The 25,544-nt window shown below is 69.4% G+C and carries 23 protein-coding genes; 16 read left to right on the forward strand and 7 right to left on the reverse strand.

Annotation, left to right across the window (positions count from 1 at the left end):
- Positions 1-143: 143 nt before the first annotated feature.
- From BJY22_RS13065 to BJY22_RS13105, 9 genes are all read left to right on the forward strand, one after another.
- Entirely contained in the window at positions 144-1,700 is a 1,557-nt protein-coding gene (locus BJY22_RS13065) for an ABC transporter substrate-binding protein (protein WP_167206559.1), read from the forward strand.
- Positions 1,701-2,651, forward strand: a complete 951-nt coding sequence (locus BJY22_RS13070; RefSeq protein ID WP_167206561.1) for an ABC transporter permease — start codon at positions 1,701-1,703, stop codon at positions 2,649-2,651.
- Positions 2,648-3,454: an ABC transporter permease gene (locus BJY22_RS13075; protein ID WP_167206563.1), complete on the forward strand. Its 807-nt coding sequence runs from the start codon at positions 2,648-2,650 to the stop codon at positions 3,452-3,454. Before BJY22_RS13070 ends, BJY22_RS13075 begins: the two co-directional genes overlap by 4 nt.
- On the forward strand, positions 3,451-4,992 hold the full coding sequence (locus BJY22_RS13080; RefSeq protein ID WP_167206565.1) for an ABC transporter ATP-binding protein: 1,542 nt from the start codon (positions 3,451-3,453) through the stop codon (positions 4,990-4,992). Before BJY22_RS13075 ends, BJY22_RS13080 begins: the two co-directional genes overlap by 4 nt.
- Positions 4,989-6,032 (forward strand): pyridoxal-phosphate dependent enzyme, encoded by a 1,044-nt coding sequence (locus BJY22_RS13085; protein WP_202891094.1) that lies wholly within the window; start codon positions 4,989-4,991, stop codon positions 6,030-6,032. The genes BJY22_RS13080 and BJY22_RS13085 overlap by 4 nt, the downstream gene beginning before the upstream one ends.
- A 10-nt stretch (positions 6,033-6,042) precedes the next feature.
- Positions 6,043-6,798, forward strand: a complete 756-nt coding sequence (locus tag BJY22_RS13090) for a phytanoyl-CoA dioxygenase family protein (RefSeq protein WP_337758602.1) — start codon at positions 6,043-6,045, stop codon at positions 6,796-6,798.
- Positions 6,795-7,622, forward strand: a complete 828-nt coding sequence (locus BJY22_RS13095) for a Rossmann-like domain-containing protein (protein ID WP_167206567.1) — start codon at positions 6,795-6,797, stop codon at positions 7,620-7,622. The genes BJY22_RS13090 and BJY22_RS13095 overlap by 4 nt, the downstream gene beginning before the upstream one ends.
- Positions 7,619-8,839 (forward strand): MFS transporter, encoded by a 1,221-nt coding sequence (locus BJY22_RS13100; protein WP_238350352.1) that lies wholly within the window; start codon positions 7,619-7,621, stop codon positions 8,837-8,839. Before BJY22_RS13095 ends, BJY22_RS13100 begins: the two co-directional genes overlap by 4 nt.
- A 136-nt stretch (positions 8,840-8,975) precedes the next feature.
- The gene (locus BJY22_RS13105; protein WP_167206568.1) at positions 8,976-9,650 is read left to right on the forward strand and encodes a DUF1707 SHOCT-like domain-containing protein; all 675 of its coding nucleotides are present in this window, start codon (positions 8,976-8,978) and stop codon (positions 9,648-9,650) included.
- A 15-nt stretch (positions 9,651-9,665) separates the two neighbouring features.
- Here the strand turns inward: BJY22_RS13105 and BJY22_RS13110 are convergent, their stop codons facing one another.
- Positions 9,666-11,348, reverse strand: coding sequence for a dolichyl-phosphate-mannose--protein mannosyltransferase (locus BJY22_RS13110; protein ID WP_167206570.1), 1,683 nt, complete (start codon positions 11,346-11,348; stop codon positions 9,666-9,668).
- A gap of 83 nt (positions 11,349-11,431) precedes the next feature.
- On the opposite strand from BJY22_RS13110, the gene BJY22_RS13115 reads away from it, so the two are divergent.
- From BJY22_RS13115 to BJY22_RS13140, 6 genes are all read left to right on the forward strand, one after another.
- Complete coding sequence (locus tag BJY22_RS13115; protein ID WP_167206572.1) at positions 11,432-11,671, forward strand: hypothetical protein; 240 nt, start codon at positions 11,432-11,434, stop codon at positions 11,669-11,671.
- Positions 11,668-12,087, forward strand: a complete 420-nt coding sequence (locus BJY22_RS13120; protein ID WP_167206574.1) for a PIN domain-containing protein — start codon at positions 11,668-11,670, stop codon at positions 12,085-12,087. Before BJY22_RS13115 ends, BJY22_RS13120 begins: the two co-directional genes overlap by 4 nt.
- Positions 12,084-12,926: a 16S rRNA (cytidine(1402)-2'-O)-methyltransferase gene (gene rsmI, locus BJY22_RS13125; RefSeq protein WP_167206576.1), complete on the forward strand. Its 843-nt coding sequence runs from the start codon at positions 12,084-12,086 to the stop codon at positions 12,924-12,926. Before BJY22_RS13120 ends, rsmI begins: the two co-directional genes overlap by 4 nt.
- A gap of 29 nt (positions 12,927-12,955) precedes the next feature.
- Positions 12,956-14,524 carry a methionine--tRNA ligase gene (gene metG, locus BJY22_RS13130; RefSeq protein WP_167206578.1) on the forward strand — a complete coding sequence of 523 codons (1,569 nt, stop codon included), beginning with the start codon at positions 12,956-12,958 and terminating at the stop codon, positions 14,522-14,524.
- A gap of 68 nt (positions 14,525-14,592) precedes the next feature.
- Entirely contained in the window at positions 14,593-16,017 is a 1,425-nt protein-coding gene (locus BJY22_RS42915) for a DUF234 domain-containing protein (protein ID WP_167206580.1), read from the forward strand.
- Positions 16,018-16,135: 118 nt separating this feature from the next.
- A complete protein-coding gene (locus tag BJY22_RS13140; RefSeq protein WP_337758603.1) occupies positions 16,136-16,993 on the forward strand; it encodes an NADP-dependent oxidoreductase in 858 nt (285 codons plus the stop codon).
- A gap of 43 nt (positions 16,994-17,036) precedes the next feature.
- Here the strand turns inward: BJY22_RS13140 and BJY22_RS13145 are convergent, their stop codons facing one another.
- From BJY22_RS13145 to BJY22_RS42920, 5 genes are read right to left on the reverse strand one after another with little or no spacing between them, the layout of a single operon-like run.
- Positions 17,037-17,948, reverse strand: a complete 912-nt coding sequence (locus BJY22_RS13145; protein WP_167206584.1) for a phytanoyl-CoA dioxygenase family protein — start codon at positions 17,946-17,948, stop codon at positions 17,037-17,039.
- Positions 17,945-19,225 carry an ABC transporter substrate-binding protein gene (locus tag BJY22_RS13150; protein ID WP_167206586.1) on the reverse strand — a complete coding sequence of 427 codons (1,281 nt, stop codon included), beginning with the start codon at positions 19,223-19,225 and terminating at the stop codon, positions 17,945-17,947. The genes BJY22_RS13145 and BJY22_RS13150 overlap by 4 nt, the downstream gene beginning before the upstream one ends.
- 16 nt (positions 19,226-19,241) lie before the next feature.
- Positions 19,242-20,051: a carbohydrate ABC transporter permease gene (locus BJY22_RS13155; protein WP_167206588.1), complete on the reverse strand. Its 810-nt coding sequence runs from the start codon at positions 20,049-20,051 to the stop codon at positions 19,242-19,244.
- Positions 20,048-20,974: a carbohydrate ABC transporter permease gene (locus tag BJY22_RS13160; RefSeq protein ID WP_238350353.1), complete on the reverse strand. Its 927-nt coding sequence runs from the start codon at positions 20,972-20,974 to the stop codon at positions 20,048-20,050. Before BJY22_RS13160 ends, BJY22_RS13155 begins: the two co-directional genes overlap by 4 nt.
- Entirely contained in the window at positions 20,967-22,283 is a 1,317-nt protein-coding gene (locus BJY22_RS42920) for an alpha-galactosidase (RefSeq protein ID WP_167206590.1), read from the reverse strand. Before BJY22_RS42920 ends, BJY22_RS13160 begins: the two co-directional genes overlap by 8 nt.
- A 77-nt stretch (positions 22,284-22,360) precedes the next feature.
- Between BJY22_RS42920 and BJY22_RS13170 the strand changes: the two genes are divergently transcribed.
- Complete coding sequence (locus BJY22_RS13170; protein WP_167206592.1) at positions 22,361-23,278, forward strand: helix-turn-helix domain-containing protein; 918 nt, start codon at positions 22,361-22,363, stop codon at positions 23,276-23,278.
- On the opposite strand, the gene BJY22_RS13175 is transcribed toward BJY22_RS13170, so the two are convergent.
- Positions 23,250-25,412 (reverse strand): discoidin domain-containing protein, encoded by a 2,163-nt coding sequence (locus tag BJY22_RS13175; protein ID WP_167206594.1) that lies wholly within the window; start codon positions 25,410-25,412, stop codon positions 23,250-23,252. The two genes, BJY22_RS13170 and BJY22_RS13175, sit on opposite strands and share 29 nt — an antisense overlap.
- Positions 25,413-25,544 lie beyond the last annotated feature (132 nt).

Consider the following 25,544-nt stretch of genomic DNA (forward strand, 5'->3'; position numbering starts at 1 on the left):
CTCCTTCGACCGGTCATCTGGTGACTGGTACGGACACGCCGTCACGCAGCGCGATCGGATGCGGTCCTCGGAAGAATGATCGCGTCGGGTTCGGATGCGCGCTGGATTTGACAATCGTTTTCACTAAAGGTGAGGATGGGCGCGTGGCTGAGGCGTGGGGTAGACGTGGGTTCCTGGGGCTGGCCGGCGCCGCCGGGCTGGCCGCCGTGACGGGGTGTGGTGCCGACAGTGGTGCGGGTGGTGGTGCCGGTAGTGGTGCGGCCGCGCAGCCGAAGCAGGGCGGGCGGCTGCGCGCGGTGTACGCCGGGGGCGGGGCGAAGGAAGTGCTCGATCCCCACGTCCAGAGCCTGTTCGTGGACATCGCCCGGCACAAGGCGATGTACGAGAAGCTGGTCGAGCTCGGGCCCGACCTGAAGCCGGTGCCACGGCTGGCGTCGAAGTGGGACCACGACGGTACGGCGACCACCTGGCGCTTCACGCTGCGGGACGCGACGTTCCACGACGGCGGGAACCTGGTCGCCGAGGACGTGTTGTACAGCCTGAGCAGGATCGTCGATCCCGCCGTACCGGAGCGGGTCGCGCAGTCGTCGCTCGCGACGCTGGATCTCAAGCGCAGCAAGGCGATCGGCCCCGCGACGGTCGAACTGGTGCTGACCGCGCCGAACGCGGAGTTCCCCGCGCTGCTCGCCGGGATCGGCACGCAGATCGTCCGCAACGGGTTCAAGGACCCGTCGAAACCCGTCGGCACCGGCGCCTTCCGGTACGTGTCCTTCGAGGCGGGACGCTCGATGATCGCCTCGCGGTACGACGACTACTGGGACGAGCCGGCCCGGATCGAGGAGCTGCACATCCTGTCCGCCGACGCCGAGGCGCGCGCGAACGCGGTCCAGGGCGGCCAGGCCGAGTATGCGAACGACATGACCGCGACGTTCGCGCGGACCGCCGAGGCCGGGAAGACGGTGCGCATCGTGGCCGCGAAGGCGAGCACCATGCAGGCGTTCGTGATGAAGGTCGACCAGCCGCCGTTCGACAACCCCGACGTACGGCTGGCGTTCAAGCTGCTCGCGGACCGGCAGCGTCTGGTGGACGTCGTGCTCGCCGGGCGCGGCGAGGTGGGGAACGACCTGTTCGGCAAGGGCTACCAGTACTACCCGGCCGGCCTGCCGCAGCGCGAGCGTGATGTCGACCGGGCGAAGGCGTTGCTGGCGAAGGCCGGGCTGATCGGGAAGCAGGTGGAGATCTTCACCGCCGACGCGTCGGCCGGGTTCGTGGAGGCGGCGACGTTGTTCGCGGAGCAGGTCGCGGAGGCGGGTGTGCGGCTGAAGGTGTCGACCGGGAGCCCGCAGACCTACGCGAAGGACCTGTTGACGAAGGGGGCCATCGGCAACCATCGGTCCGGGGCGATGACGATCCCGCAGTACTTCACGGACCGGTTGCTGTCGCAGTCGCCGTTCAACGTGACGCACTGGCGGCGGCCGGCGTTCGACAGCGCGTTCGCGGCGGCGCGGGCGGTGACGTCGGAGCAGGAGCGCTCGGCGAAGTACGGCGTACTGCAGAAGACGTTGCGGGACGAGGGCGGGATCCTCGCCTGGGGGTTGCCGGACTACCTGGTCGCGGTGTCGGCGAAGGTGCAGGGCGTGCAGGCGGTGCCGCCGAACACGTTGGATCAAGGCCGGTTCGACAAGGTGTGGCTGGCCTGAATGCGCCTGCTCGCTGTGCCGTACGCCGTTCAGCGGACGCTGCTCGCGGTGGTTCAGCTGGCCGTGCTGTCGGTGCTCGTGTTCGTGCTGACGTCGCTGCTGCCGGGGGATGCGGCGGAGCTGCGGTTCACCGAGACGCTGACGCCTGAGCAGGTGGCGGGGTTGCGGATCGAGCTCGGTCTGGACCGGCCGGCGCCGGAGCGGTTCGTGCACTGGCTGGGCGATGTGCTCACCGGCGACCTCGGGACGTCGTTGATCAGCGGGGGACCTGTGGCCGGCATCGTGCGGCACTCGATCGGTGCGACGCTCGTCCTCACGCTGGCGACGCTCGCCGTGGTGGTGCCGCTGGCCGTTGCCCTGGGCATCGTGATGGGGACGCGGGAGAACGGGCGGATCGACCGCGCGATCACGTCGGTCACGCTGGCCCTGTCCGCGATCCCGGACTTCGTGATCGCCGTCGTCCTGGTGGCGGTGTTCTCTCTGAAACTCGGCTGGCTGCCTGCCACCTGGATCGGCGGCGATCTCCTCAGCTCGCCGGCCCTGCTGATCCTTCCGATCGCGGTCCTGTTCGGCCGGACGGTCTGCCTGCTGTCGCGCCAGGTCCGCGCCGGCACGGTCGCCGCCCTCAACGCCGAGTACATCACCCAGGCACGCCGCCTCGGCGTCCCACGACGCCGGCTCCTGCTCCGCCACGTCCTGCCCAACGCGGCAGTTCCCGGCGTGCAGGAACTGGCCCGCACCGGCGACACGCTCCTCGGCGGCGTCCTCGTCGTCGAGGCGATCTTCGCGATCCCGGGCTTCGCCACGGCCCTCGTGGACGGCGTGGAGACCCGTGACATCCCAACGGTCCAAGGCCTCACGCTGGTCCTGGCCGTCGCGGCCCTGCTGATCAACCTGGCCGCCGACCTGACCTGCAACCGCCTCGTTCCGCGAACGGCGCTGCTCCGATGATCGCGCGCGCACGATCGGTCCGCGGTTGGGTCGCGGCGGTGATGGTTCTGCTGCCGCTGGTGGTCGCGGTGATCGGTCCGTTCCTGCCGTACGACGCTGCGAAAGGGCTGCCGTACTCGTCCGAAGGTCTGCTGGGGACGGACGGCCTGGGGCGTGACGTTCTCGGGCTGTTGCTGGTCGGCGGGCGCACGGCGCTGGGGATGGCGGCCGGCGCGGTGGTCCTGGCGTACCTGATGGGCGGACTGATCGGGCTCACTGCCGCGTCGACCCGGCATCGGTGGTTGGACGAGGGGCTGATGCGTCCTCTCGACGTACTGCTGCCGCTGCCCTCGCTGCTCGTGATCAGCGTGGTCGCCGTCGGCTGGAGTGCGTCCGCGCTCGCGATCACCGTGGCGGTGGCGATGGTGAACGTGCCGACGGTCGCGCGCCTCGTCCGCGCGGCAGCGCTCGACGCGGCCAGCGGCCCGGTCGTCGAGGCGCTCCGGATGCAACGCGAGTCGTGGGCCCGGATCCAGCTCGGGTACGTCGGACGCTCGGTGCTCGGCCCGGTCGCGGCCGATCTCGGGACCCGGATCACGCTCGCGGTGTTCCTCGTCGCCTCGGTCAACTTCCTCGGACTGGGGCTGAGCCCGACCGCGCCGGACTGGGCGGTCAGCGTGTCCCGCAACCGTGAGGGCCTGCTCCTCCAGCCCTGGTCCGTGCTCGCGCCGGCGCTTCTGCTGGTCTCGTTCACGCTCGGGTTCAACCTGCTCGCCGACCGCATCGTGCACCGGTCACGTCGCCTGGTGGAGAGCGCGTCATGACTCTTGTGCGGGTGACCGGCCTGAGTGCGACGGCCGGATCGGCAGTGCTCGTGGACCGGGTGTCGTTCGAGGTCATGGCCGGTGAGGTGACCGCGCTCGTCGGTGCATCCGGTTCCGGCAAGACGACATCGGCCCTGGCGTTGCTGGGAGAACACGGTGCCGGGATCCGGCTCGACGGGCGCGTTGAGGTCGACGGGGAAGTAGTTGTCGACGGCAACGGGGTGACGACCGCCGAGGTGCGCGGCCGTGTCGTCGCCTACATGCCGCAGCATCCCGGCAGTGCTCTCAACCCGGCCAGGCGCATCGGTACGACGCTCCGCGAGCTCGCGAAACTGCACAACGGCGACGCCGCCGACGCCGTGCGTGCTGCTCAGTTGCCGGGCGATCGAGCGACCTTGAAGAGGTTCCCGTACCAGTTCTCCGGCGGCCAGCGGCAACGGATCGCGCTCGCGCAGACGCTCACCTGCCGGCCGAAGGTCCTCGTGCTCGACGAGCCGAGCACCGGCCTCGACTCGATCACCCGCCTGCACCTTGTCCACGAGCTCCGGGAGCTCGCGTCCACCGGTCTCGGGATCCTGTTGCTCAGTCACGACCTCGACCTGGTCCGCGCCCTCGCCACGCGCGTCGTCGTCCTCGACGCCGGACAGGTGATCGCCTCCGGCGCCACCGACGTACTCCCGGACCGCGAAGACCTGCCCACCCTGGGAACCTCCGCCTCCTCCACACCCTTGCTCAGGGCAAGGAAGGTGACAGCCTCGTTGCGTCCCCGCGGCCGCGATGTCGTCGTCCGCGACGTCGACCTGACCGTTCCCGCGGGCAGTTGCCTCGGGATCGTCGGCCGCTCCGGCAGCGGCAAGACAACCCTGGCACGCTGTCTCGCCGGCCTGCACGAGCGCTACACCGGCACCGTCCTCCTCGACGACGCCCCGCTCCCGGTCCTTCGGAAACGCACTGGCGAGCAGCACCGCCGTGTGCAGTACGTCTGGCAGGAGGTTCGCGGCTCCTTCGACGAACGCCGTCCCGTCGACCAGCAGGTCGCCCGGACGGCGGAACGCCTGCGCGGACTCGCACCGGGGCCGGCCCACGCCGAAGCCGTCTCCACCCTGGCCCGCCTCGGGGTCGCCGCGATCACCGCCGCCCGCCCGCCGAGCCGCCTGTCCGGCGGCGAACTGCAACGCGCCGCGCTCGCGCGCGCGGTCCTCGCGAATCCCGACGTCCTGATCTGCGACGAGATCACCACCGCGCTCGACGACCACGGCACGGCCCTCGTCCTGGAGCTGCTCGCCGAGCTGAAGAGCCGTGGTACGGCGCTGATCTGGATCGGCCACGACCTCGGCCTGGTCGCCGCCGTCGCCGACCGGGTGCTGGTGCTCGACGCCGGCCACGTCGTCGAACAGGGCCCGCCCGCGACCCTCACGACCGCACCGCAGCACGAACTGACCCGGCGGCTGGTGGCAGCAGCCCGGATCGGTGACCCCGAATCTCCGCCCTTGGTATCCAGCGCTGAAACTTACTCAAGGAGCGAACCGCGCCGATGACGCGACTGCACGCCCACCTGGCGGAGGCCATCAAGGACCCGGACCCGATCCGGGTCGACGACCTGATCTGCCTACGGTTCGAGACGATGAAGGTGTACTCCGCGCTCGGCGCCGTACGCCATCTCCTCGACACCGGAAGGGTCCGGCCGGGCGACACCCTGATCGACAGCTCGAGCGGGATCTACGCGCACGCGCTGGCGCTGGCCTGCCACCGGTACGGGATGAAATGCCACATCGTCGGCTCGACCACGGTCGACCGGACGCTGAAGATCCAGCTCGAGATCCTCGGCGCGACCGTCGAACAGGTCCCGTCGTCGAACAACCTCCAGCTCGACCAGAACCTCCGGGTCCGCCGGATCGGGGAGATCCTGCGCGACAACCCGACGTACCACTGGATGCAGCAGTACCACGACGACATCCACTACCTCGGGTACCGCGCGGTCGCGGATCTGGTCGGCGAGCTGGTGCCGGCCGGGCCGGTGTGCCTGGTGGGCGGTGTCGGTACCGGCGCCTCGACGGGCGCGATCGCGGCGTACCTGCGGGAACACGGCCGGGACGTGAGCCTGGTCGGGGTCCAGCCGTTCGGCAGTGTCACGTTCGGGGCCGGGCACACGCAGGACCCGGAGATGATCATCGCGGGGATCGGCAGCTCGATCGAGTTCCGCAACGTGCGGCACGAGCTGTACGACCGGATGCACTGGGTCTCGTTCGAGTACGCGATGTCGGCGGCGGTGGATCTGCTCCGGACGTCCGGGATCTTCGCCGGGCTGTCGGCCGGGGCGGCGTACCTGTCGGCGCTATGGGAGCACAGCTACGACCGCGGGCGGCAGCACGTCTTCCTGGCGGCGGACACCGGCACGCGGTACGTCGAGTCCGCGTTCGCCCGGCACGCCGAGGCGCGGCCGATGGCGTCGATGCGACCCCGGGAGATCGGCTCGCTGGACGAGCTCGCGGTGCCGTGGTCGGCGATGTCGTGGGACCGGCGGGAGTCCGCACGGGTCCGGTACGAGGAGTTTCCATCTGCGACCCCGTCGCATTAACCTGATCATTGTGACGGGTTATGTGCTGCTGCCGGAGTTGTTCACGGCAACAGAGGTGGAGCGGTTGCGCGATGTCGTCGAGCAGGTCCATGCCGAGGTCGTGTCGGCGGCCGAGGCCGGCGAGACGACGGTGAACGTCTGGCCGGACGGCCACCGCCTGGAAACGGTGCGCGGGACAACCATCCACTGGGAGCCGGATGCGGTCGGCAAGGCGGTGCGCAGTCTGTCGCCGGTGTCGCATCTGCATCCGGCACTCGAGGCGTTGTGGGGCGAGCCACGGTTGGTCGAGCCGATGAGTTCGCTGATCGGGGCGGCGGCGGGGCGGTTCGTCGCGAAGCTGAACTTCAAGCGGGCCGGTGTGGGGTCCGAGTTCGCGTGGCACCAGGACTTTCCGTACTGGTACGGCTGCTGCGGTGAGGCGGCGTACGACATCGCGACCGCGATCGTGATGCTCGACGACAACACCGCCGCGAACGGCGCGATGACGCTGATCGCGGGCAGTCCCGCCGACGGTCCGGTACGGCGTGATCCGCTGGACCCGACCGGCCTGCTGGTGGATCCGGCGATCGTGGACGAGACCCGGGCCGTGACGGTGGAGGCGCCGGCCGGCTCGGTCCTGATGTTCCCTGGCCTGATGGTGCACCGCTCGGCCCCGAACAGGACGGCGTCGGACCGGCGCTCGCTCCTGTACTGCTTCCAGCCGACGGGTCGCCCAGAGTTGTCCGCCCTGCACTACAACCCTGAAAGGCTGGCCGATCTCCCATGACGACCACTCCGCCCGCCGTCACCTCCGTGCCTCAGCTGACCGAGTCCGTGCTCGCCGGATCCTTCGGCCCCGACCCGGAGACGCTCGACGTCGTCAGCGCCTTCTGGCTCCATCACACGACGCGGCTGCCCGGCGCCGACGTCACCTACCGGAACTACTACGTGCTGCTCAGGGTCGGGGAGGTCTTCGGCGCCTGCTCGTTCGAGGCCGGCGAGCTCGATCCGTCGTACTGCGCCGACACCTCCGGCCGTACGCTCGCCGACGTCCTGTCCTCCGGCGACCCGCTCCCGGTCCGGATCGCCGCGCTCGACGCGTACCTGGCGTCGGTGCAGCCGCATCACACCTCGCCGTACGCCGAGGAAGTCGTCCTCCCCGCCGGTACGCCGGACGTCCGCGCACGGGCCCGCGACGCCGCCGTCGCCGGGCTCCTCGATGTTGCCGAAGGCACCAAGGTTGCGTTGATCGGGGTCGTCAACCCGCTCGTGGACGCGATCACGGACCGCGGCGGGATCTGCCTGCCGTGCGACTTCAACCTCCGCGAGACCGCCTCCGGACTGGCCGTTTCTCGCGACATGACCGAGGTCGTCGACGCCGCCGACGCCGTGGTCGCCACCGGGATGACGCTGTCGAACGGTACCTTCGACGTACTCCTCAGCCGTTGCCGAGAGCAATCGAAACCGCTCGCCGTGTACGCGCAGACCGGCAGTGCCGTGGCCCGCGCGTTCCTCGGCGCCGGGGTCACCGCGCTTTCCGCCGAACCGTTCCCCTTCTCCCAGTTCAGCTCCCGCCCGAGCAGCCTCTATCGCTACAGGACGGACACATGACCACGCAGCAGAACCTCACCGCACGCCCCGCCGAAGTCCCGGGCGATCTCCGGATGGCCAGACGGCTGTGGCCGTTCCTGCTGGCGTCGACCGTGAGCCTGATCCCGTTCACGGTGTTCGGGATGTACCTGGTGCCGATCTCCGAGGCTGCGGGCGGCAGCGTGGCGGAGATCGGCGGGCTGCGCGGGCTGGGCGGGCTCGCGGCGCTGGCGGTGGGAGTGCTGCTGGCGCCGCTGATGGACCGGGCGCCGCGGGAGTTGGTGGCCGCGGGCGGCCTGGCCCTGCTCGGGGTGTCGGCGGCGTTGGGGGCCGTGGGCAACGTGTTCGCGCTGGCCGCGTTCTGCCTGCTGATCGGCGCGTCGACGTCGATCCTGGCGCCGTCGATCGGGGCCGCGGCGGCGGACCGGTTCCGGTCGCCTGCCGCTGCGGGCCGGGCCGCGACGCTGGTCTCGGCGACCACCTCGGCGATGGCGATGCTGGCGGCACCGGTGCTGGCCGTGCCGGGACTGATCTGGGGCTGGCGGGGCAACCTGCTCGGCGCCTCGGTGATCGCACTCGCGCTGGCGGCGGCGTTCTTCATCCGCGGACGAGGACGCAAGGCGCCGATCACGAAGGGCGGGCGGATGAGCTATCTGGCGACGTACCGCGAACTCGCCCGGATCCCCGGTGCGGTCCCGCTGCTGGCCGTCGCCATGCTCCGGACGGCGGCCTTCATGGGGTACCTCGCCTACCTGGCCGCCTTCTACGACGAGAAGTTCGATCTCGCCCCGGGCTGGTTCGCGCTGGTCTGGTCGCTCAGCGGCGCCTCGTTCTTCGTCGGCAACCTGCTCGCCGGACGGTACCTCGCCACCGAGCGCGCGTGGATCACCCCGGAGCGGATGCTGCTCGCCGGGATCACGGTCGCGCTGATCGCCGTCTCCGCGTTCTACTTCTCGCCGACGCTTCCGCTCACGCTGCTGCTCACCGCGGTCATGGGGGCCGGCCACGCGACGGTCGCCGCCTGCGTCACGACGCTGCTGGTCCGGCGCAGCGGTGACCTCCGCGGCTCCGCGCTCAGCGTCAACGCGGCCGGGATGAGCCTCGGGACGTTCGTCGGCGCCGCAGCCGGCGGCGTCGGCCTGGGCCTCGGCGGCTACCCCGGAACAGCGATGACCTTCGCCGGAATCACCCTGATCGCCACCCTCTGCGCCCTACGCATCCACCACACACCGCAGTAGCCCACCTTGAGCACCCGCCAACCACTTTCGCGGCGGGGAAACGATTGGTGGGTGCTCGAAGTGGGGGATGTTCCGGGGCGGGTTCGGGTTTTTTCGGGGTCCTCATCGGGGTGTCCGCGATATATCGTTCGGGGTTATGGAGAACGTGCCCGACCGCCAGCACCCGCACGCGCATCTGCGGGCTTCCGACATCGATCGCGACCAGGTCGTCGACGTGCTGCGGGAAGCCCTGATGTCGGGCCGGTTGACGCAGGACGAGCACGCCGACCGGCTCGAACAGGCCCTGCAGGCGAAGACCCTCGGCGAACTCGAGCCGATCACCCGGGACCTGATCGTTCCGGGCCAGGCGGCGCCCATCGCGCAGCCGGCCCAGGCGCCGTCGACCAGCCTGGTCCCGATCGAGGAACCGGCCGATCCGAGTCAGAGCTTCGACACCATGGTGGCGATCTTCGGCGGCGGTGAGCGCACCGGCCGCTGGCGGGTGAAGCGCCGGACCAACGTGTTCGCCGTCTTCGGCGGGCACGACCTGGACATGACCGACGCCGTGTTCGAGGGCCGCGAGGTGACGGTCTACGCGTTCGCGGTGTTCGGCGGCATCGACCTGACCGTGCCCGACGGCGTGACGGTCCGCAACGAGGGCGTCGGCATCTTCGGCGGGTTCGGCGCCCGCGGCTCCGCCGACCCGGACCCGAACGCCCCGGTCGTGGTGGTCAAGGGCCTGGCCCTGTTCGGCGGCGTCGGCGGCCAGTCCTCGAGCAAGCGCCACGGCAAGAAGAAGCGGCCCAAGGGCCACCCCCACCTGGGCCACTAGGGCCTCAGGGGGCCGTCAGATCCAGGTCTTGAACCACATGCGGCTGAGCCACTCCGGGTGCGGGAGGACCTTGTCGGTCAGGATCGGCCAGATGTAGGCGAAGTTCAGGACCACGAGGACGACGTACGCGCCGACCACCGCGCTGCCGACCAGCCGGCGCGGTGTCGCCGTACTCAGCGCCGTCCGCGCCGGGCCGAGGATCTTGCCGAGGACCAGTGCCAGCGCCATCACCGTGAACGGGATCATCGTGACGGCGTAGAAGAAGAAGATCGGTCTGTCGTCGAACGCGAACCACGGCACCCAGCACGTCACGAACCCGGCGATCGGCACGCCGAACCGCCAGTCCCGGGTGCCGATCCACAGCACCAGCGCCGCGATCAGCGCCAGAGCGCCGCCCCACCACAACAGCGGCGTACCGAGAGCGGAGATCACCTGCAGGCAGTTGGTGCCGGCCGGCGCGTCGCAGCCCGGCGTCCCCGGCTTGATCTCGTTGACCGCGTCGAAGCCGATCGGGCGGGCGATGATCGGCCAGCCCGCCGGGTTCGAGGAGTACGGGTGGGTGGCGTTGTTGATGTAGTCGCCGGTGTGGAAGTCGAGCACTGCCTGGTGGTAGTGCAGCAGCGACCGGAAGTCGTCCGGGACGACCTTCATCACCCCGTGTGCCGGGTTGCTCGCGGCCCAGTTGTGGTCGTAGGCGTTGTCGTGGAGCAGCCAGCCGGTCCAGGTCGCGACGTACGTGACACCGGCGACCAGGACCAGGCTGACGAACGCCGGTACGCCGTCCACCAACGCGGACTTCACGAACGCGAACCGGACGCCGAGCGCGCGCCGGGCGCCGAAGTCCCAGGCGAACACCATGATGCCGAACGCGGCGAGGGTCCAGACGGCCGACCACTTGGTGCCCAGCGCGAGACCGAAGCAGACGCCCGCGGCGAGCCGCCACGGCCGGATCAGCAGCCAGCGGCCGAGCGGGCGGCGGGCGTCGTCCGGCACCGGCCGGTCCAGGGTCTCGGCGTGCCGGCGGCGGGTCCAGTCCCGGTCGGCGACCAGGCAGGAGACCGCCGCGACCAGCCAGAACGCGAGGAAGATGTCGAGCAGCGCGACCCGCGACATCACGAAGTGCAGGCCGTCGACCGCGAGCAGCAGGCCGGCGATGCAGCCGATCAGGGTCGAGCGGGTCATCCGGCGTACCGTCCGGATCACCAGCAGCACGGTCAGCGTGCCGATCAGGGCGGGCATGAACCGCCAGCCGAACGGGGTCATCCCGAACAGCTGCTCACCGGCCGCGATCATCCACTTGCCGACCTCGGGGTGCACGGTCAGGCTCGGGGTGTCCTTGAAGACGTCCAGGTTGCCGCTCAGGATCGCCTTGTCGGCGGCTCCCTCGGGCTGGTCGATGAACTGCCGCGCGTAGCCGAACTTGAGCAGGCTGAACGCGTCCTTGGCGTAGTACGTCTCGTCGAAGACGAACTTCACCGGGTTGCTGAGGTCCCAGAACCGCAGGACGCCGGCCAGCACGGTGATCACCAGCGTGGCGATCCACCCGCCGTCGAAGTCCCGCGGCATGGCCGGGTACAACCGCTCCTTGAGCGGCGGAAGCCGCCTCCCGAGCACGTCCCGCCCGAGCAACTCCCGCTCCGCGCCGGCATCACTCCGACGTACGGTCCCGTCCTCGATCACAGCAGCCACGCCCGCCATGGTACGGACGCCCCGGTCCCCCCGCCTCCCCGCGTCTGTGGAAAACCGAAGCCCGCCGCACCGAACCTCCTACAATCAGTCACATGAGCACGCCACGCGAGGAGCTGCACGCGCTGATCGACGAGCTGTCGGACAAGGCAGCAGCAGACCTGCTGCCGGAGCTTCGCCTGCTGAAGATGCAGGCCGAGGCGCGGAGTGAGCGTGCGCCGAGCTCGGGCGCCTGGCCCCCGGCCTGGTTCGGTTCGATCGACGGGACCCCGCCGGACCTCACCGAGCACATCGATGAGATTCTCAGCGCGGAGTTCGGACGCAGCCCGAAGTGATCGTCGTCGACACAGGCCCACTGGTGGCGGCCGCATTGACCTCGGACGCCAATCACCAGCCGTGCGTCGAGCTGCTCGCCTCCCTGCGTCTGAACAACGAGCGGCTGATCGTTCCCCCGTTCGTGGTGACGGAGGTGTGCTACCTGCTGGCGCGATCGGGCGGGCCCAAACCTGAGGCGGCCTTCGTCCGATCCGTGGCGAGTGAGGATTTCACCGTCGCCCCGGTCACTCCTGCGTGGCTCGAACGCACTGCCGACCTGATCGGCCAGTACGCGGACCTGCCGCTGGGCATGGTGGACGCGTCCGTGGTCGCGCTTGCGGAACAACTCGGAGTCGAGGAGATTGCGACGCTCGATCGGCGGCACTTCAGTGTGGTCCGGCCTCGGCACGCCGACGCGTTCACCCTCCTGCCATGACCGGGCGATTGGTGTTGGCGGGGACTCCTATTGGGGACGTGGCTGATGCTTCGGCTCGGTTGGGGCGGGTGTTGGGGTCGGCTGATGTGGTGGCGGCGGAGGATACGCGGCGGTTGCGGCGGTTGACGTCCGAGTTGGGGATTCAGCTCGCTGGGCGGGTGGTCAGTTACTTCGAGGGGAACGAGCGGGAGCGTACGCCGGAGTTGTTGCAGGCTCTCGTCGACGGGCAGACCGTGGTCGTGGTGACCGACGCGGGGATGCCGAGTGTGTCGGATCCGGGGTACCGGCTGGTGGCCGCCGCGATCGAGGCCGACGTCGTCGTGACCGCGGTACCGGGGCCGTCGGCGGTGCTGACCGCGCTGGCGTTGAGTGGGCTGCCGGTGGACCGGTTCACGTTCGAGGGGTTCCTCCCGCGTAAGCCGGGGGAGCGTGGCCGGCGGCTCGGGGAGCTCAAGGACGAGCCGCGGACGATGGTGTTCTTCGAGGCCCCGCACCGGCTGACGCAGTCCCTGGAGGCGATGGCCGAGGCCTTCGGCGCGGATCGTCGTACGGCGGTCTGCCGGGAGCTCACGAAGACGTACGAAGAGGTGAAACGCGGCCCGCTCGACGAGCTGGTGACCTGGTCGAAGGAGGGCGTCCGGGGCGAGATCACCGTCGTGGTCGCCGGCGCGGACCCGCACAAGGTCATGACCCCGGAGGACCTGGCGCGGGAGGTGGCGCAGGACGAGGAGGCGGGGACGCCGCGTAAGCAGGCGATCTCGGACGTCGCGAAGCGCTTCAACGTCCCGAAACGGACCGTGTACGACGCCGTACTCGCCGCCCGGGACCCTGGTCAATAGCGCTGGTGACCGGCACTACCCTTGATGTCATGCCCGAAGAGAAGGCCTACTACGTCTCCACCCCGATCTACTACGTCACGGCCGCGCCGCACATCGGCAGCGCGTACACGACGGTGGCCGGGGACGTCCTGACCCGCTGGCACGCCCAGCGCGGCGAGCGCAAGTGGTACCTGACCGGTACCGACGAGCACGGCGAAAAGGTGATGCGCAGCGCGCAGGCCCAGGGCATGACCCCGAAGGAGTGGACCGACAAGCTCGTCGAGGAGGCCTGGAAGCCGGCCTGGGTGGATGTCGACATCGCGTACGACGACTTCATCCGGACCACCGAGCCGCGGCACACCGAGCGGGTCCAGGAGTTCGTCCAGGCGCTGTACGACAAGGGCGAGGTCTACAAGGGCGAGTACGAGGGCCTGTACTGCGTCGGCTGCGAGGAGTTCAAGCTGCCGGCCGACATCCGCACCGACGAGGACGGCACCCAGCGGTGCATGATCCACGGGACCGAGCTGGAGACGGTCTCCGAGACCAACTACTTCTTCCGGCTGTCGGCGTACGCCGACAAGCTGCTCGCACTGTACGAGTCGCAGCCCGACTTCGTCGCGCCGGCCAGCGCCCGCAACGAGGTGGTCTCGTTCGTCAAGCAGGGCCTGCAGGACCTCTCGATCACCCGCTCGACGTTCGACTGGGGCATCCCGGTCCCCTGGGACAAGGACCACGTCCTCTACGTCTGGGTCGACGCGCTGCTGAACTACGCGACCGCCGCGGGGTACGGCGCCGACCCGGAGCGGTTCGCCCGTCTCTGGCCGGCGAACGTGCACCTGGTCGGCAAGGACATCCTCCGCTTCCACGCGGTGATCTGGCCGGCCATGCTGATCGCCGCCGGGATCCCGGTCCCGAAGCAGGTCTTCGCGCACGGCTGGCTGCTGGTCGGCGGCGAGAAGATGAGCAAGTCGAAGCTGACCGCGATCGCGCCGCACGAGATCACCGACCACTTCGGCTCGGACGCGTTCCGGTACTACTTCCTCCGCACGATCCAGTTCGGCTCGGACGGCTCGTTCTCCTGGGAGCACCTGAGCGCGGTCTACACCTCCGAGCTCGCGAACGGCCTCGGCAACCTGGCCAGCCGGATCGCGGCCATGGTCGGCAAGTACTTCGACGGCGCGCTGCCGGAGCCCACCGACCACGGACCGGCCGAGCAGGCGCTGGCGGACAAGCTCGCGCAGACGGTGGCGACCGCGGACAAGGCGATCGACACGCTGGCGTTCCAGGACGCGCTGACCGCGGTCAACGAACTCGTCGGCGCGGTCAACGGGTACGTCACCGAGCAGGAGCCGTGGAAGGTCGCGAAGGACGAGTCCCAGCGGGCCCGCCTGGCGACGATCCTGTACTCCGCGGCCGAGGTACTGCGTGCGGTCGCAGTACTGCACAACCCGACGATGCCGAAGACGTCCGCGAAGCTGTGGGAGCTGCTCGGCGCGGAGGAGAAGCTCGGCGCGCTGGCGGACCAGCGGGTGCAGGACGCCGGCACCTGGGGCCAGCTCCCGGCCGGCGCGACCCTGACCAAGGGCGAGCCCTTGTTCCCGCGTCTCGAAGAATCCTGAGATTTGGTATCATAGGAGATAGTATCCTGAGGGATACTATCTCCCGTGATACTTTCTGAGGAGGCTGGGTGCGGCGATTCATCGGCCGGGCGTCCGAGTTGGGTGTACTGCGCAACGCGCTCGAGCGCATCGGGTCGGCCACGGGGGCGGCGCAGCCGGGGGAATGCCTGCTGATCCGTGGCCGCCGAAGGGTCGGAAAATCCAGCCTGGTCGAGGAGTTCCTGCGCACGGCGGGCGCGCCGTACGTCTTCTTCACCGCGGCCGGCCGATCGGCCGAGGACGAGCTGACGGAACTGGCCGACGTGGTCGCGTCCTCGACCCTTCCCGACCGCGACGTCTTCGCCGCGGAGGCGCCGACCCAGTGGAGTGCGGCGCTGCGCCTACTGGCGGAGTTGCTGCCGAACGATCGTCCCAGCGTCGTGGTGCTCGACGAGGTCCCCTACCTGATGGACCGTGTCGACGCCTTCGAGGGTGTGCTGCAACGGGCGTGGGACCGCCTGCTCAGCCGCAAGCCGGTGCTCTTCCTGCTCGTCGGGTCGGACCTGTCGATGATGGAGTCGTTGAACAGCTACGAGCGGCCGTTCCATCAACGTGGTCGCGAGATGGTCGTCGGGCCGCTGACCCCCGCCGACCTCGCGGACATGCTCGACCTCGAGCCCGCCGTCGCCTTCGACGCGGCATTGGTGACCGGCGGGCTGCCCCTGATCTGCCGGGACTGGCGGCCCGGCGGAACACTGCATGACTTCCTGAAGACCTCCCTGAGCGATCCGACCTCGGCGCTGCTCGTGTCGGCCGAGCGGTCACTCGCAGCCGAGTTCCCGCCGCGGGCACTCGGTGGTGAGGTGCTGCGCGCGATCGGCAGCGGTGAACGCACCTTCAGCAACATCGCCCGATCTGCCGGTGGGCTGGCACACACCAGCCTGACCAGAGCGATGCAGGTGTTGGCTGACAAGGGGATCGTGGTGGGCGAGCTGCCGGTCTCTCTCCGCCCGTCGAAGGAGCGTCGGTACCGGATCACGGATCCCTACCTGCGGTTCTGGCTAACGTTCCTCGCACCGCACATGGCAGAGATCGAGCGGATGCGCGGCGATCTGACCCAGGCGCGGATCAAGGAGAACTGGAGCAGTTGGCGGGGTCGGGCGATCGAGCCGCTGATCCGCGAGTCCCTGGCCAGGTTGCTGCCGGACAATCAGTTGCCAGCGGCACCCGTCATCGGAGGGTACTGGACCCGGAGCAACGATGTCGAGATCGACGTGGTCGGAGCCGACCACGGTCCCGTGGCGAAGGACCTGCTGTTCCTCGGCTCGATCAAGTGGCTGGAGAACAACCGGTTCGACGACCACGATCTGGTGGCGCTCCAGCGGCATCGCGCGCTGCTCACTGACAGCCCGGTCCCCCTGGTCGCCGTGTCGCGTAGTGGTGTCACGGCGACGGGCGTGGATGCCGTGTACGGTCCGTCCGAGCTGCTGGCCGGCTGGACGATGCCGCGTTAGGGCCGGCGGAATATCAGGGCGCCCGGCAGCCTTGATTGCTGCACCAACTACTTCTTCTGGAGGCGGCTCGATGCGCGCGGTGGTGTTTGAGGAGTTCGGTGGTCCTGAGGTGCTGCAAGTGCAGGACGTGCCGGAGCCGCATGCGGGTGCCGGGCAGGTTCGGATGAAGGTCCGGGCAGCCGGCGTGAACCCGTTCGACTCCAAGGTTCGCCGCGGCCTGACCAAGGCAGAGCTTCCGCGGATCCCGGGGTTCGAGGTGGCCGGTGTGGTGGACCAGGCCGGGGAGGGCGCCGAGTTCGCCGTCGGCGACGAGCTGGTCGGCTGGTCGGTGGGCGGCGCGTACGCCGAGTACGCGATCGCCGGCAACGTCACGCACAAGCCCGCCGGGGTGAGCTGGGAACAGGCGGTCAGCATCCCGGTGGCCGGTGAGACCGCGCAGCGGGTGCTCGACCTGCTCGAGGTGAAGCCCGGTGAGACGATCCTGATCCACGGCGCCGCCGGTGCGGTCGGCGCGGTCGCCGTACAACTCGCGAAGGCGGCGGGCCTGACCGTCGTCGGTACGGCGTCGCCTGCGAACCACGAGTACCTGCAGTCGATCGGTGCCGTGCCGGTGGAGTACGGCGACGGTCTGGTGGAGCGCGTCCGGGCAGCCGCGCCGCAGGGTGTCGACGCGGTGTTCGACACCGCCGGCAAGGGTGGGCTGCGGGAGTCGATCGAGCTGCGCGGCGGCACCGAGCGGATCGTCACGATCGCGGACTGGGACGCGGCGGTCGAGCTCGGCATCCAGGCCTCCGGCGGCACTGGCGACCCTGTCCTGATCCGCGCCGGCCTGGACGCGCAGCTGCAGGCCGCGGCGGACGGCAAGCTCACCACCCGGATCGCCGCCCTGTTCGCGCTGGCGGACGCCGCCAAGGCCCAGCAACTCAGCGAGTCCGGCCACGCCCGCGGCAAGATCGTCGTCCTGCCGCAGGCGTAACCCAGTCAGACCCAGCCGGGCCCAGTCAGGCGCGTCAGGCCGGTCAGGCGTAGGCGAACCGGGACGCCGGGGTCGGTACGTCGTCCACGCGGGGATCCCAGCGGTCCACGAAGTTCACCCCGGCCGGGACCTCGACGCACTCCGTCGAGGACCAGCCGCGGGTCAGCGTCGGGAAGTCCGGCACGTCCGGGTGGTAGTGCGGCTTGCCCGTGCCGAGGAGGTCGCGCGCCATCGGGGCGCTCATCGCCTGGTACCGGAAGTCGGCCGACAGCCGCAGCCGCTTCGTCCGGTTCGGCATCGCGCCGTGCACGGTCAGGCTCCCGAACAGCAGCACGTCACCCGGCTGGTACGACGTCGTACGCCACTCCGGATGGTTCTCGTCGGCCTCCGCGCGCATCATCCCGGGCCCGTCGGAAGCCTTCACCGGCAGGACGCCGAGCCGCGGCGAGCCGGCGAGCACCCGCAACCCACCGATCTCCGGCGGCGCGGCACTCAGCGGCAGCCAGGTGGTGAGCGTGTCCACGCTGCCCTGGATGAACCGGTAGTCCTGATGGATCGGCGTCGGGTTCGCGCCGGGCGACGGCGGCGCGATCCGGCAGATGTGCGCGGGATGCGCGAACGACTGCTCGCCCAGCAACCGGCTGGTCAGCGACAACACCTCCGGCCGTACGGCGAGCCGATGGAACGACTCGGTGCTCTGGATCGCCGTGTAGGCCCCGAAGAACCCGGGCGATCCTTCCTCGACGGCCCGGCCCGAGGCGACCAGCTCCCGCGGATCGGCATCCCGGTCCAGCCAGTCGCTGTCGTACAGGATCCGCGCCAGTTGCTCGTGCACGTCACCCACCACGTCCGTGGGCAACAACCCCCGGAAGAACAGGTAGCCGTCAGTCGCCAGCCGGTCCCGCAGTACACCGGCGTCCTGCACGTCGTCGTACGAATCGGTCAGTTCTTTCATTGCTCGTTCCCGATCTTGTCCATGCTCTTGGCGATGTCGGCGACGCCGACCTTGTTCAGGTACAGGTCGTTGGCGGCCTTGTTGATCTCGGTGACCTTCGAGACCCAGCCGGCCGCGATCGGCAGGTTGACGGTGCTGCCGGCCGCCGAGTCGAGGAACGGCTTCACATCGATGCCCTTCTTCTTCCAGAACGCCTCGTACCCGGCGCCGGCGTCGTTCAGCGCCGGGATGACGTACCCGGCGTCGCCCATCAGCTTCTGCGCCTTCTCCGAGCCGAGGAACGCGACCAGCTTGCCGGCCTCGTCCGGGTGCTTCGTCTTCGCGAACATCGTCTCGGCGAGCCCGTTGATCACCACCGTGCGCCCGGCGGGCCCGGCCGGCATCGCGGCGACGCCGATCGGGAACTTCACCTCCGGCAGCGCGAACGGCAGCAGGGCGTTGTTCGCCGGGAACATCGCGACCTCACCGCGGTAGAACATCTCGGTCGCCTGCCCGGTCGGCGGGTTGGTCCGGGTACCGTCCGGCGACACCTTCCACTTGAACACCAGGTCGCGCGCGAACTGCAGTGCCTCGACCGACTTCTCGCCGGCGAAGTCGAAGGTACCGAACGGCTTGTCCATCGCGTGGCCGCCGTTCGAGGCGATCCAGTTCAGCCACTGGGTCTGGCTGTGGTTCCAGGAGCAGAAGCCCCACTGCTTGCTGCCGACGGTCAGCTTGCGGGCGACCTCGAGGAAGCTGCCCGAGCCGTCCGGCGCCCAGGTCAGCTCGGCCGGCATCGTGACACCGGCCTTGGTGAACAGGTCCTTGTTGTAGAGCAGCCCGACGATGCCCATGTCCTTCGGCATCCCCAGCTGCTTGTCCTCGTACTTGTACGACTGGACGACGTTCGGGTGGTACGAGTCGAGCTTCAGGCCGGCCTTCGAGATCAGGTCGTCGAGCGGCGCGAGAACGCCCTTGCTCGCGAAGTCCGGGAAGTAGTCGACGGTCAGCCAGAACACGTCGGGCGCCTTGCCGGACGCGAGCTCGGTGGTGAGCTTGGTCCAGTACTGGTCCCACGGCAGCACCTCCATCCGAACGGTGATGTCCGGGTTCTCCGCCGTGAACGCGGCGAACACCGCCTTGTAGCCGACCTCCTGCTGCTCGTCCCACAGGCGGTACACGAGTTCGACCTTGCCGCCGCTACTGCTCGCCTTGTCGTCCGACGAGCCGCAGCCGGCCAGCGCGAGCACACTGCCGGCGCCGATCAGGAATGTCCTCCGGGACAGGGGACTGGACATGACAACCTCCGAGTTGCTACTTGAGCCCGGTGACCGCGACCGAGCGGACGATGAAGCGCTGGAAGACGACGAACAGCACCAGCAGTGGGGCGAGCGCGATCAGGCTGCCGGCCATCACGGCGTTGTAGTCGACGCCGATTTCCCCCTTGAACAAGGCGATCCCGACCGAGAGCAGGCGTTTGTCCTCGCTGCTGGTGACGATCAGCGGCCAGAGGAAGCTGTTCCAGTTCGCCACCACGGCCAGCGTGGTGACGGTGACCAGGATGGGTTTCGACAACGGCAGCACGATCGAGACCAGCGTCCGGACCCGCCCGGCGCCGTCGATCCGGGCCGCGTCCTCGAGGTCCGCGGGGATGCCGCGGAAGAACTGCCGGAGCAGGAAGATCGCGTACGGCGTACCGAGCATCGTCGGCAGCATCAGACCGGCCCAGGTGTCGACCAGCCCGAGCTTCTGCATCATCAGGTACAGCGGGATCATCGTGACCACCGGCGGCACCATCAGTGTCGACAAATACACCCAGAACAACGCGTCCCGGCCGGGGAAGGACAGCCGTGCGAAGGCGTACGCCGCCAGGATCGCGAACACGACCTGGCCCAGCGTGATCCCGGCCGTGACGAGTGCGGTGTTGACCAGGTAGCCGCCGAAGCCTGAGCCGAACAGCCGGTCGAAGGCCGCCGTACTCGGGGGCAGACCGGGCTCCCACGGCATCGTCTCCGACAGTTGCCCGGGGCCCTTGAAGGCGGTGAGCACGGTCAGGAGGTACGGGAAGACCGCGAACACGCACCCGATCACCAGCACGGCGTAGGTGAAGACACGCAGTTTCATCCGGACACCTCATAGGTCGTACGGCGTTCGAAGTACGCGAACTGGGAGATCGTCGCGACCAGCACCACCGCGAACAGCAGCACCGAGATCGTCGAGGCGTAGCCGAAGTCGAACTTCTTGAACGCCTCGTCGTAGATCAGGTACGTCGCCACCTCGGTGCTGTCACCGGGCCCGCCCTCGGTCATCACGAAGATCGTGTCGAAGGCCTGGAACGAGCCGATCACGTTGGTGATCAGCACGAACAGCATCGTCGGCCGCAGCAGCGGGAGCGTGATCGTGAAGAAGTGCGCGACCGGCGACGCGCCGTCCAGCGAGGAGGCCTCGCGCAACGTCCGCGGGATGTTCTGCAGACCGGCCAGGAAGAACAGCATGTTGTACCCGGCGAACTGCCAGATGTGCACCGCCGCGACGCTCGGCATCGCCAGCACGGGTGATGACAACCAGGCCGGTCCGTCGATGCCGAAGACGCCGAGGAACTGGTTCAGCGCGCCGCGTCCCGGGTCGAAGATCCAGCTCCAGACCAGGCCGAGTGCGACCGGCGTCGCCATCCACGGGATCACCAGCAGCGCCCGGAAGTACTTCATCCCGCGCAGCTTGCGATCGACCAGGAGGGCGAGGAGCAGCGAGAGGATCGTCGTACCGGGGACGCAGATCACCACGTAGTACAAGGTGACCAGCATCGAGTGCCAGACGTCGGAGTCGGTGAACAGCTTCCGGTAGTTGGCCAGACCTACGAACTCGGGGGTCGCGAGCAGCTTCCAGTCGAACAGGCTGAGCACCAGCACGATCACGACCGGAGCCAGCAGGAAGCCGAGGACGCCGACCAGGCTCGGGGCGAGCAGGGCGTACGCCGCGGCGGTCTGGCGGCCGCGACCGATACCGCGGTTGCGTCGGGGGGCCTGCCTAGGGCCGGGCCTAAGCATCGGGATTCCTCAGCGGGTGCGGGCGCGGCGAGCTCGGGACGAGCAGTTCGCGCGTGCGGTCGAGCCCCCAGCGGTCGAGGGCGCCGATCGGGTCGCTCGACATCCGCAGTCCAGGGCCCTGCTCGATGTGGCTCGCCCAGCGCTCGCGCTCCTGGATGTCCGGCCGCACGATCAGGCAGTCGGAGTCGTTCGCCCAGAACCGGCCGTGCAGGAACTCGCGCGCCACCGACGTGGATCGCGCACCGTGCTGACCCGGCTGGCTGATGTCGCCGGACGGCGGTTCGACCAACGGATCGGTGTCCGGCGAGATCCGCATGCAGTCGACGAGTCCGAGGCTCGGCAGGATCGGTGCGCCGCAGCCGTGCAGAATCCGGTTCGGTCCGACGGCCTCGCGCAACAGCCGCAGTCCGTGCCGGTACGCCGCGATGCCGTCGACCTGCTCGTGGCGCGGTCCGTCGATCGCCCCGGCGTACACGAAGTCGAGCTTGAAGTGGTCGTAGCCCTGGCGGCACAGCTCGGTGAACACGTCCTGGATGTGCCGCGCCGCGCCCGGGTGCGTGACGTCGAGGACCAGTTGCTCCTGGCCCCAGTTCGTCCCGGCGCTGATCCCGGGGACCAGCCAGTCCGGGTGCTTGCGGGCGGTCTCGCTGCCGGCGGCGACCAGGAACGGTGCGACCCAGATGCCCGCGCGGCGACCGCCGGCGCGGATGTCCGCGGCGAGCCGGACGGTCGACCCGAAGTCGTCGCGGGGCGTCAGCCAGTCGCCGATCGCGGCCTGGTACCCCTCGTCGAGAAGCACCAGGTCGACGCTCAGGTCGTGCTGGTCGAACTGCCGGACGTCGGTCATCACGTCGCGCTCGGTGACCTTGCCCCAGTACGCGTACCAGCTGCACCACGAGGGCCCGAAGACCCGGACCGGCGGGGCGCCCGCGCTGAACGCGTCGGCCCAGTCGGCGAGTGCCTGGTTCGGGTTGCTGTGGGTGCTCGTGGTCACCTGGACGTCGCCGTCGGCCGACACCACCAGCCGTCGGCCGTGGACCTCGGCGCGGATCGACGGCACCGCGTCGGGCGTCGTCGCGGCGATCACGACGACCTCGCCGGCGGTCGCGACCGCGAGCAGGCCCTCGCCCTGGAAGCGGCCGGCGTCCACGCCCGGCCGGTACGCCATCACGTGATGGTTCGGGGCGGTCGGACGCGGTGGGCGCGCGTCGAGCCGGTACCAGCCGCTGGGGCTCCACGACTGCCAGCCGTGCTCGAAGATCAGCGTGGCGGCGTCGTGAGCGAGCTCGGCGACGGTGGTGAAAGGCACGGATCCCTCAATTCGCTCGGGGTGCAGAATCTTGCTGCTGTGCCGCTAATCTTGGAGCGCTACCAAGGAGATCCACCATGACGGAGCCTGCTGACTTCGAGCACGATCTTGCTACTCAGGTGCTCATCGAGCTGTACAGCGAGATCCCGCCGCCGAGCAAGCTGGTCACCGGCCACTTCCACAGCGGCGGGGACTACCGCGTCGTCCGGCCGGACGGCGTGGGCAGCTGGTACCTGCTCTACACCGCGTCCGGGACGGGCCGGTACATGATCGGCCGGAACAAGCTGATGCTGCGCCACGGGGACGTCGTCCTGGTCAGCCCGGGGACGCCGCACGACTACGGCACCGTGGGGACGTACTGGGAGTCCTGGTGGGCGCACTTCCAGCCGCGCCGCGAGTGGCACTCGTGGCTGTCGTTGCCCCAGGCAATGCCGGGGCTGTCGTACGTGCGGTTGAGCAGATCGTCGGAGACCGATCGGGTGGTCTCCGCGTTCGACCGCCTGCATCGCGACGCGCAGCGGGCCGGTCTGTCCCCGACCGGCGACACCGAGCTGAACCTGCTGGAGAAGAGCATCGCGACCGAGCTGACGATGAACGGCATCGAGGAGGTGCTGCTCACCGCGGTCGCCAGCCTGCGCCGGGAGACGCAGCATCTGGATGCCCGGGTCCAGTTGGTGCTCGAGGCAATCACCGCGGACCCGGCCCGGCCGCACACCCTGACCTCACTGGCCGGTCTCGCGCAGGTGTCGGTCTCCCGGCTGGCCCACCTGTTCAAGGAGCAGGTGGGGGACTCGATCATGAACGTCGTCCTCGCGCTCCGGCTGCAGCGCGCCGCCGAGCTGCTCGGCGCCACCGACATGTCCGTCGCGCAGATCGCGGCCGCGGTCGGTTTCGAGTCCCCGCACTACTTCAGTCGTCAGTTCGGCCGCCGGTACGGGATGTCCCCGACGGCCCATCGCACCGCGGCTAGGAACCCGGAGCTAGAGCTATATTGAGTTCGGTCGCCGCGGCGTAGTCCGCGCCGCCCTCGAGTCCGACGAGCCGGACGTAGCGTGCCGTCGTACCTGCCGGGAGCCGGGCGATCTTCGCGTCGACGCTGCCGTCCCAGGTGCCCTTCGCAACCGAGGTGAACGTGGTGCCGTCGGTGCTCGTCTGGACGTCGTACGACGAGATCCGGCCGTTCGGGACCGCGGCGTCCTGGCGTGGGGTGTAGACGAGCGCCTCGATCGCCCGCGGTGTCTTGAGGTCGAGGGTGATGTACTGCGGCAGCGGGGCGTGCGGGCTCCAGTTCGAGTGCCACATGGTCGAGCAGCTGCCGTCGATCGCGGCCGCGGCGCCGTACGCGGACGATCCCTGGCTGGTGGCCGTGGCCGTCATCTCGTTCTGTGGCAGCAGTTTCAGCGGACCGAACGGGCCGTCGGCCGGTGGCGGCGTACCCGGGATCGCGGTCACCCGGCCGAGGGCCGGTGCCTTGAGCAACGGATGCGTCCGCAGGTGGTTGAGGAAGACCTCCTGTCCCATCCGCGGCGCCCGGACGAGGTCGCTGAACTGCTGGAAGCCCGGATAGCCGTACTGCGTACCGTGCAACGGCATCGCGGCGCTGGTGGTCACCTGATAGGTCCTGTCGAGCTGCAACGGCTTCCCGTTGACGAGCACCTTGGCCGGATCCACCCGGTCGCCGACCGGCCGGCCGAGATCGTAGGTGTAGCGGAAGTTCGCCGAGGTTGCGAGCGCGGACAGCCGGCTGCAGCCGTACGCCGGCGGGATCCATTGCTGTTCGAGGACGCGTTCGACCGTTGCTCCGGTCATCGAGAGGGTGGTGATCGGCGAGATGCCGGCGACCGGCCACGCCTCGCCGTACGTCACCGTCCCGGCTTTCAGGCCGGCGGCGATCACATCGATGCCGAGATCCGCCGGGACGAGTGCGAAGTCGCTGTCCGCTTCGGTTCGGTAGAGGTCCGCCACCAGGTTGCCCGTGCGGCTCTCGGCGGTCTTGGCGAAGTCGAGGTCGCGGTCGAGCTTCGTGAGCGGTTCCTGCTGCCGCGCCGCCCACTTGTCCATCCAGTAGTTCACGATCTTCTGGATCCCGGCGTCCGGCGTCACGTCCTTGGTGACGGCGTGATTGGTGGCCGTGGTCGACGAACGGATCACCTCACCGGTGGCCGGATCGAGCGACAGGTTCACCTCGCCGAGCACGCGGCCGTGGTTGCTCGACTCCAGCACCGGCCGCGGTACGCCGTCCGGATCCGGGATCATGCACGTGAACGCGGTGTGCCAGTGGCCGCCGAGGATCACGTCGATATCGGGTGACATCGCCCGCGCGGCGTCGAAGATCGGGCCGGTCGGGTTCTTGCACTCGTCGTACAGCCCGCCCTGCTGACCGCCCTCGTGCATGCTGACCACGATCGCGTTCACACCTTGCGCCTTGAGCTCCGCCGCGGCCCGGTTCGCCGCCTCGACGAGGCCCTGGAACTCGAACCCGGACCCCTCGATCGACAGCGTCTCGTGCGGTGTGCCCGGGAAGCCCAGCCCGATGAACCCGATCCGCTGCGAGCCGGCCTGCGCGATCCAGTACGGCGGTAGCACCGGCTGCTTGGTCCGCGGGTCGACGACGTTGGCCGCGTGGTACGCGTAGTCGGTGCCGTGGAAACTCTTGCCGGTGGAGTCCTTGAAGCAACTGTCGAAGCCGGGCGTGCCGTAGCAGGCGCCGGTCGTCATCCGGCGCAGGAACGGGAACTCCCGGTCGAACTCGTGGTTGCCGGCGACGTCGAAGTCCATCCCGAGCGCGTTCAGGACCTCGATGGTCGGCTCGTTCGCGAACGCCTGCGTGTAGTCTGGCCAGCCGCTGAACTGGTCGCCCGCGCCGATCAGGAAGCTGTTCGGCTTCCCGGCCCGGAGCTTGTCGAGGTGGGTCTTGAGGTATCCGGCACCGCCGACCTTCTGCGTGCCCGAAGGCCCCGCGATCGTCAGGTTCTCGGTCTCGGAGAGGTAGCCGTGCAGGTCCGTGAGGCTGAGCACCTGCACGGGGATCGCGGCTGTCGTGGCAGCGGTCTCACTCGGCAGCGAGGTGGCTCCCACCACCACGCCGAGTACGGCGAGAACCGAGCTGATCCGGAACGTTCTGGTCATCGGCTGCTCCTGTCGGTGGGGCGTAACCGAGACGCAACCTACTGCCGGCCCGGACGCGCGAACATGTCCGCGCCTGCTGACTTCCTGCACGATCCGGCTGACGCTTTTCTCCAAGCGCATACGGGGCGGGAA

Source organism: Kribbella shirazensis, assembly GCF_011761605.1.
Lineage (GTDB): Bacteria > Actinomycetota > Actinomycetes > Propionibacteriales > Kribbellaceae > Kribbella > Kribbella shirazensis.

What these genes read in the sequence shown, in the direction of transcription:
- BJY22_RS13070 (WP_167206561.1), top strand. Translation starts at nt 1,701, where the DNA reads ATGCGCCTGCTCGCTGTGCCGTACGCCGTTCAGCGGACGCTGCTCGCG.
- BJY22_RS13160 (WP_238350353.1), bottom strand. Translation starts at nt 20,974, where the DNA reads ATGCTTAGGCCCGGCCCTAGGCAGGCCCCCCGACGCAACCGCGGTATC.
- BJY22_RS13175 (WP_167206594.1), bottom strand. Translation starts at nt 25,412, where the DNA reads ATGACCAGAACGTTCCGGATCAGCTCGGTTCTCGCCGTACTCGGCGTG.
- BJY22_RS13145 (WP_167206584.1), bottom strand. Translation starts at nt 17,948, where the DNA reads ATGAAAGAACTGACCGATTCGTACGACGACGTGCAGGACGCCGGTGTA.
- BJY22_RS13080 (WP_167206565.1), top strand. Translation starts at nt 3,451, where the DNA reads ATGACTCTTGTGCGGGTGACCGGCCTGAGTGCGACGGCCGGATCGGCA.
- BJY22_RS13095 (WP_167206567.1), top strand. Translation starts at nt 6,795, where the DNA reads ATGACGACCACTCCGCCCGCCGTCACCTCCGTGCCTCAGCTGACCGAG.
- BJY22_RS13075 (WP_167206563.1), top strand. Translation starts at nt 2,648, where the DNA reads ATGATCGCGCGCGCACGATCGGTCCGCGGTTGGGTCGCGGCGGTGATG.
- metG (WP_167206578.1), top strand. Translation starts at nt 12,956, where the DNA reads ATGCCCGAAGAGAAGGCCTACTACGTCTCCACCCCGATCTACTACGTC.
- BJY22_RS13100 (WP_238350352.1), top strand. Translation starts at nt 7,619, where the DNA reads ATGACCACGCAGCAGAACCTCACCGCACGCCCCGCCGAAGTCCCGGGC.
- BJY22_RS13155 (WP_167206588.1), bottom strand. Translation starts at nt 20,051, where the DNA reads ATGAAACTGCGTGTCTTCACCTACGCCGTGCTGGTGATCGGGTGCGTG.
- BJY22_RS13105 (WP_167206568.1), top strand. Translation starts at nt 8,976, where the DNA reads ATGGAGAACGTGCCCGACCGCCAGCACCCGCACGCGCATCTGCGGGCT.
- BJY22_RS13085 (WP_202891094.1), top strand. Translation starts at nt 4,989, where the DNA reads ATGACGCGACTGCACGCCCACCTGGCGGAGGCCATCAAGGACCCGGAC.
- BJY22_RS13150 (WP_167206586.1), bottom strand. Translation starts at nt 19,225, where the DNA reads ATGTCCAGTCCCCTGTCCCGGAGGACATTCCTGATCGGCGCCGGCAGT.
- rsmI (WP_167206576.1), top strand. Translation starts at nt 12,084, where the DNA reads ATGACCGGGCGATTGGTGTTGGCGGGGACTCCTATTGGGGACGTGGCT.
- BJY22_RS13110 (WP_167206570.1), bottom strand. Translation starts at nt 11,348, where the DNA reads ATGGCGGGCGTGGCTGCTGTGATCGAGGACGGGACCGTACGTCGGAGT.
- BJY22_RS13170 (WP_167206592.1), top strand. Translation starts at nt 22,361, where the DNA reads ATGACGGAGCCTGCTGACTTCGAGCACGATCTTGCTACTCAGGTGCTC.
- BJY22_RS13115 (WP_167206572.1), top strand. Translation starts at nt 11,432, where the DNA reads ATGAGCACGCCACGCGAGGAGCTGCACGCGCTGATCGACGAGCTGTCG.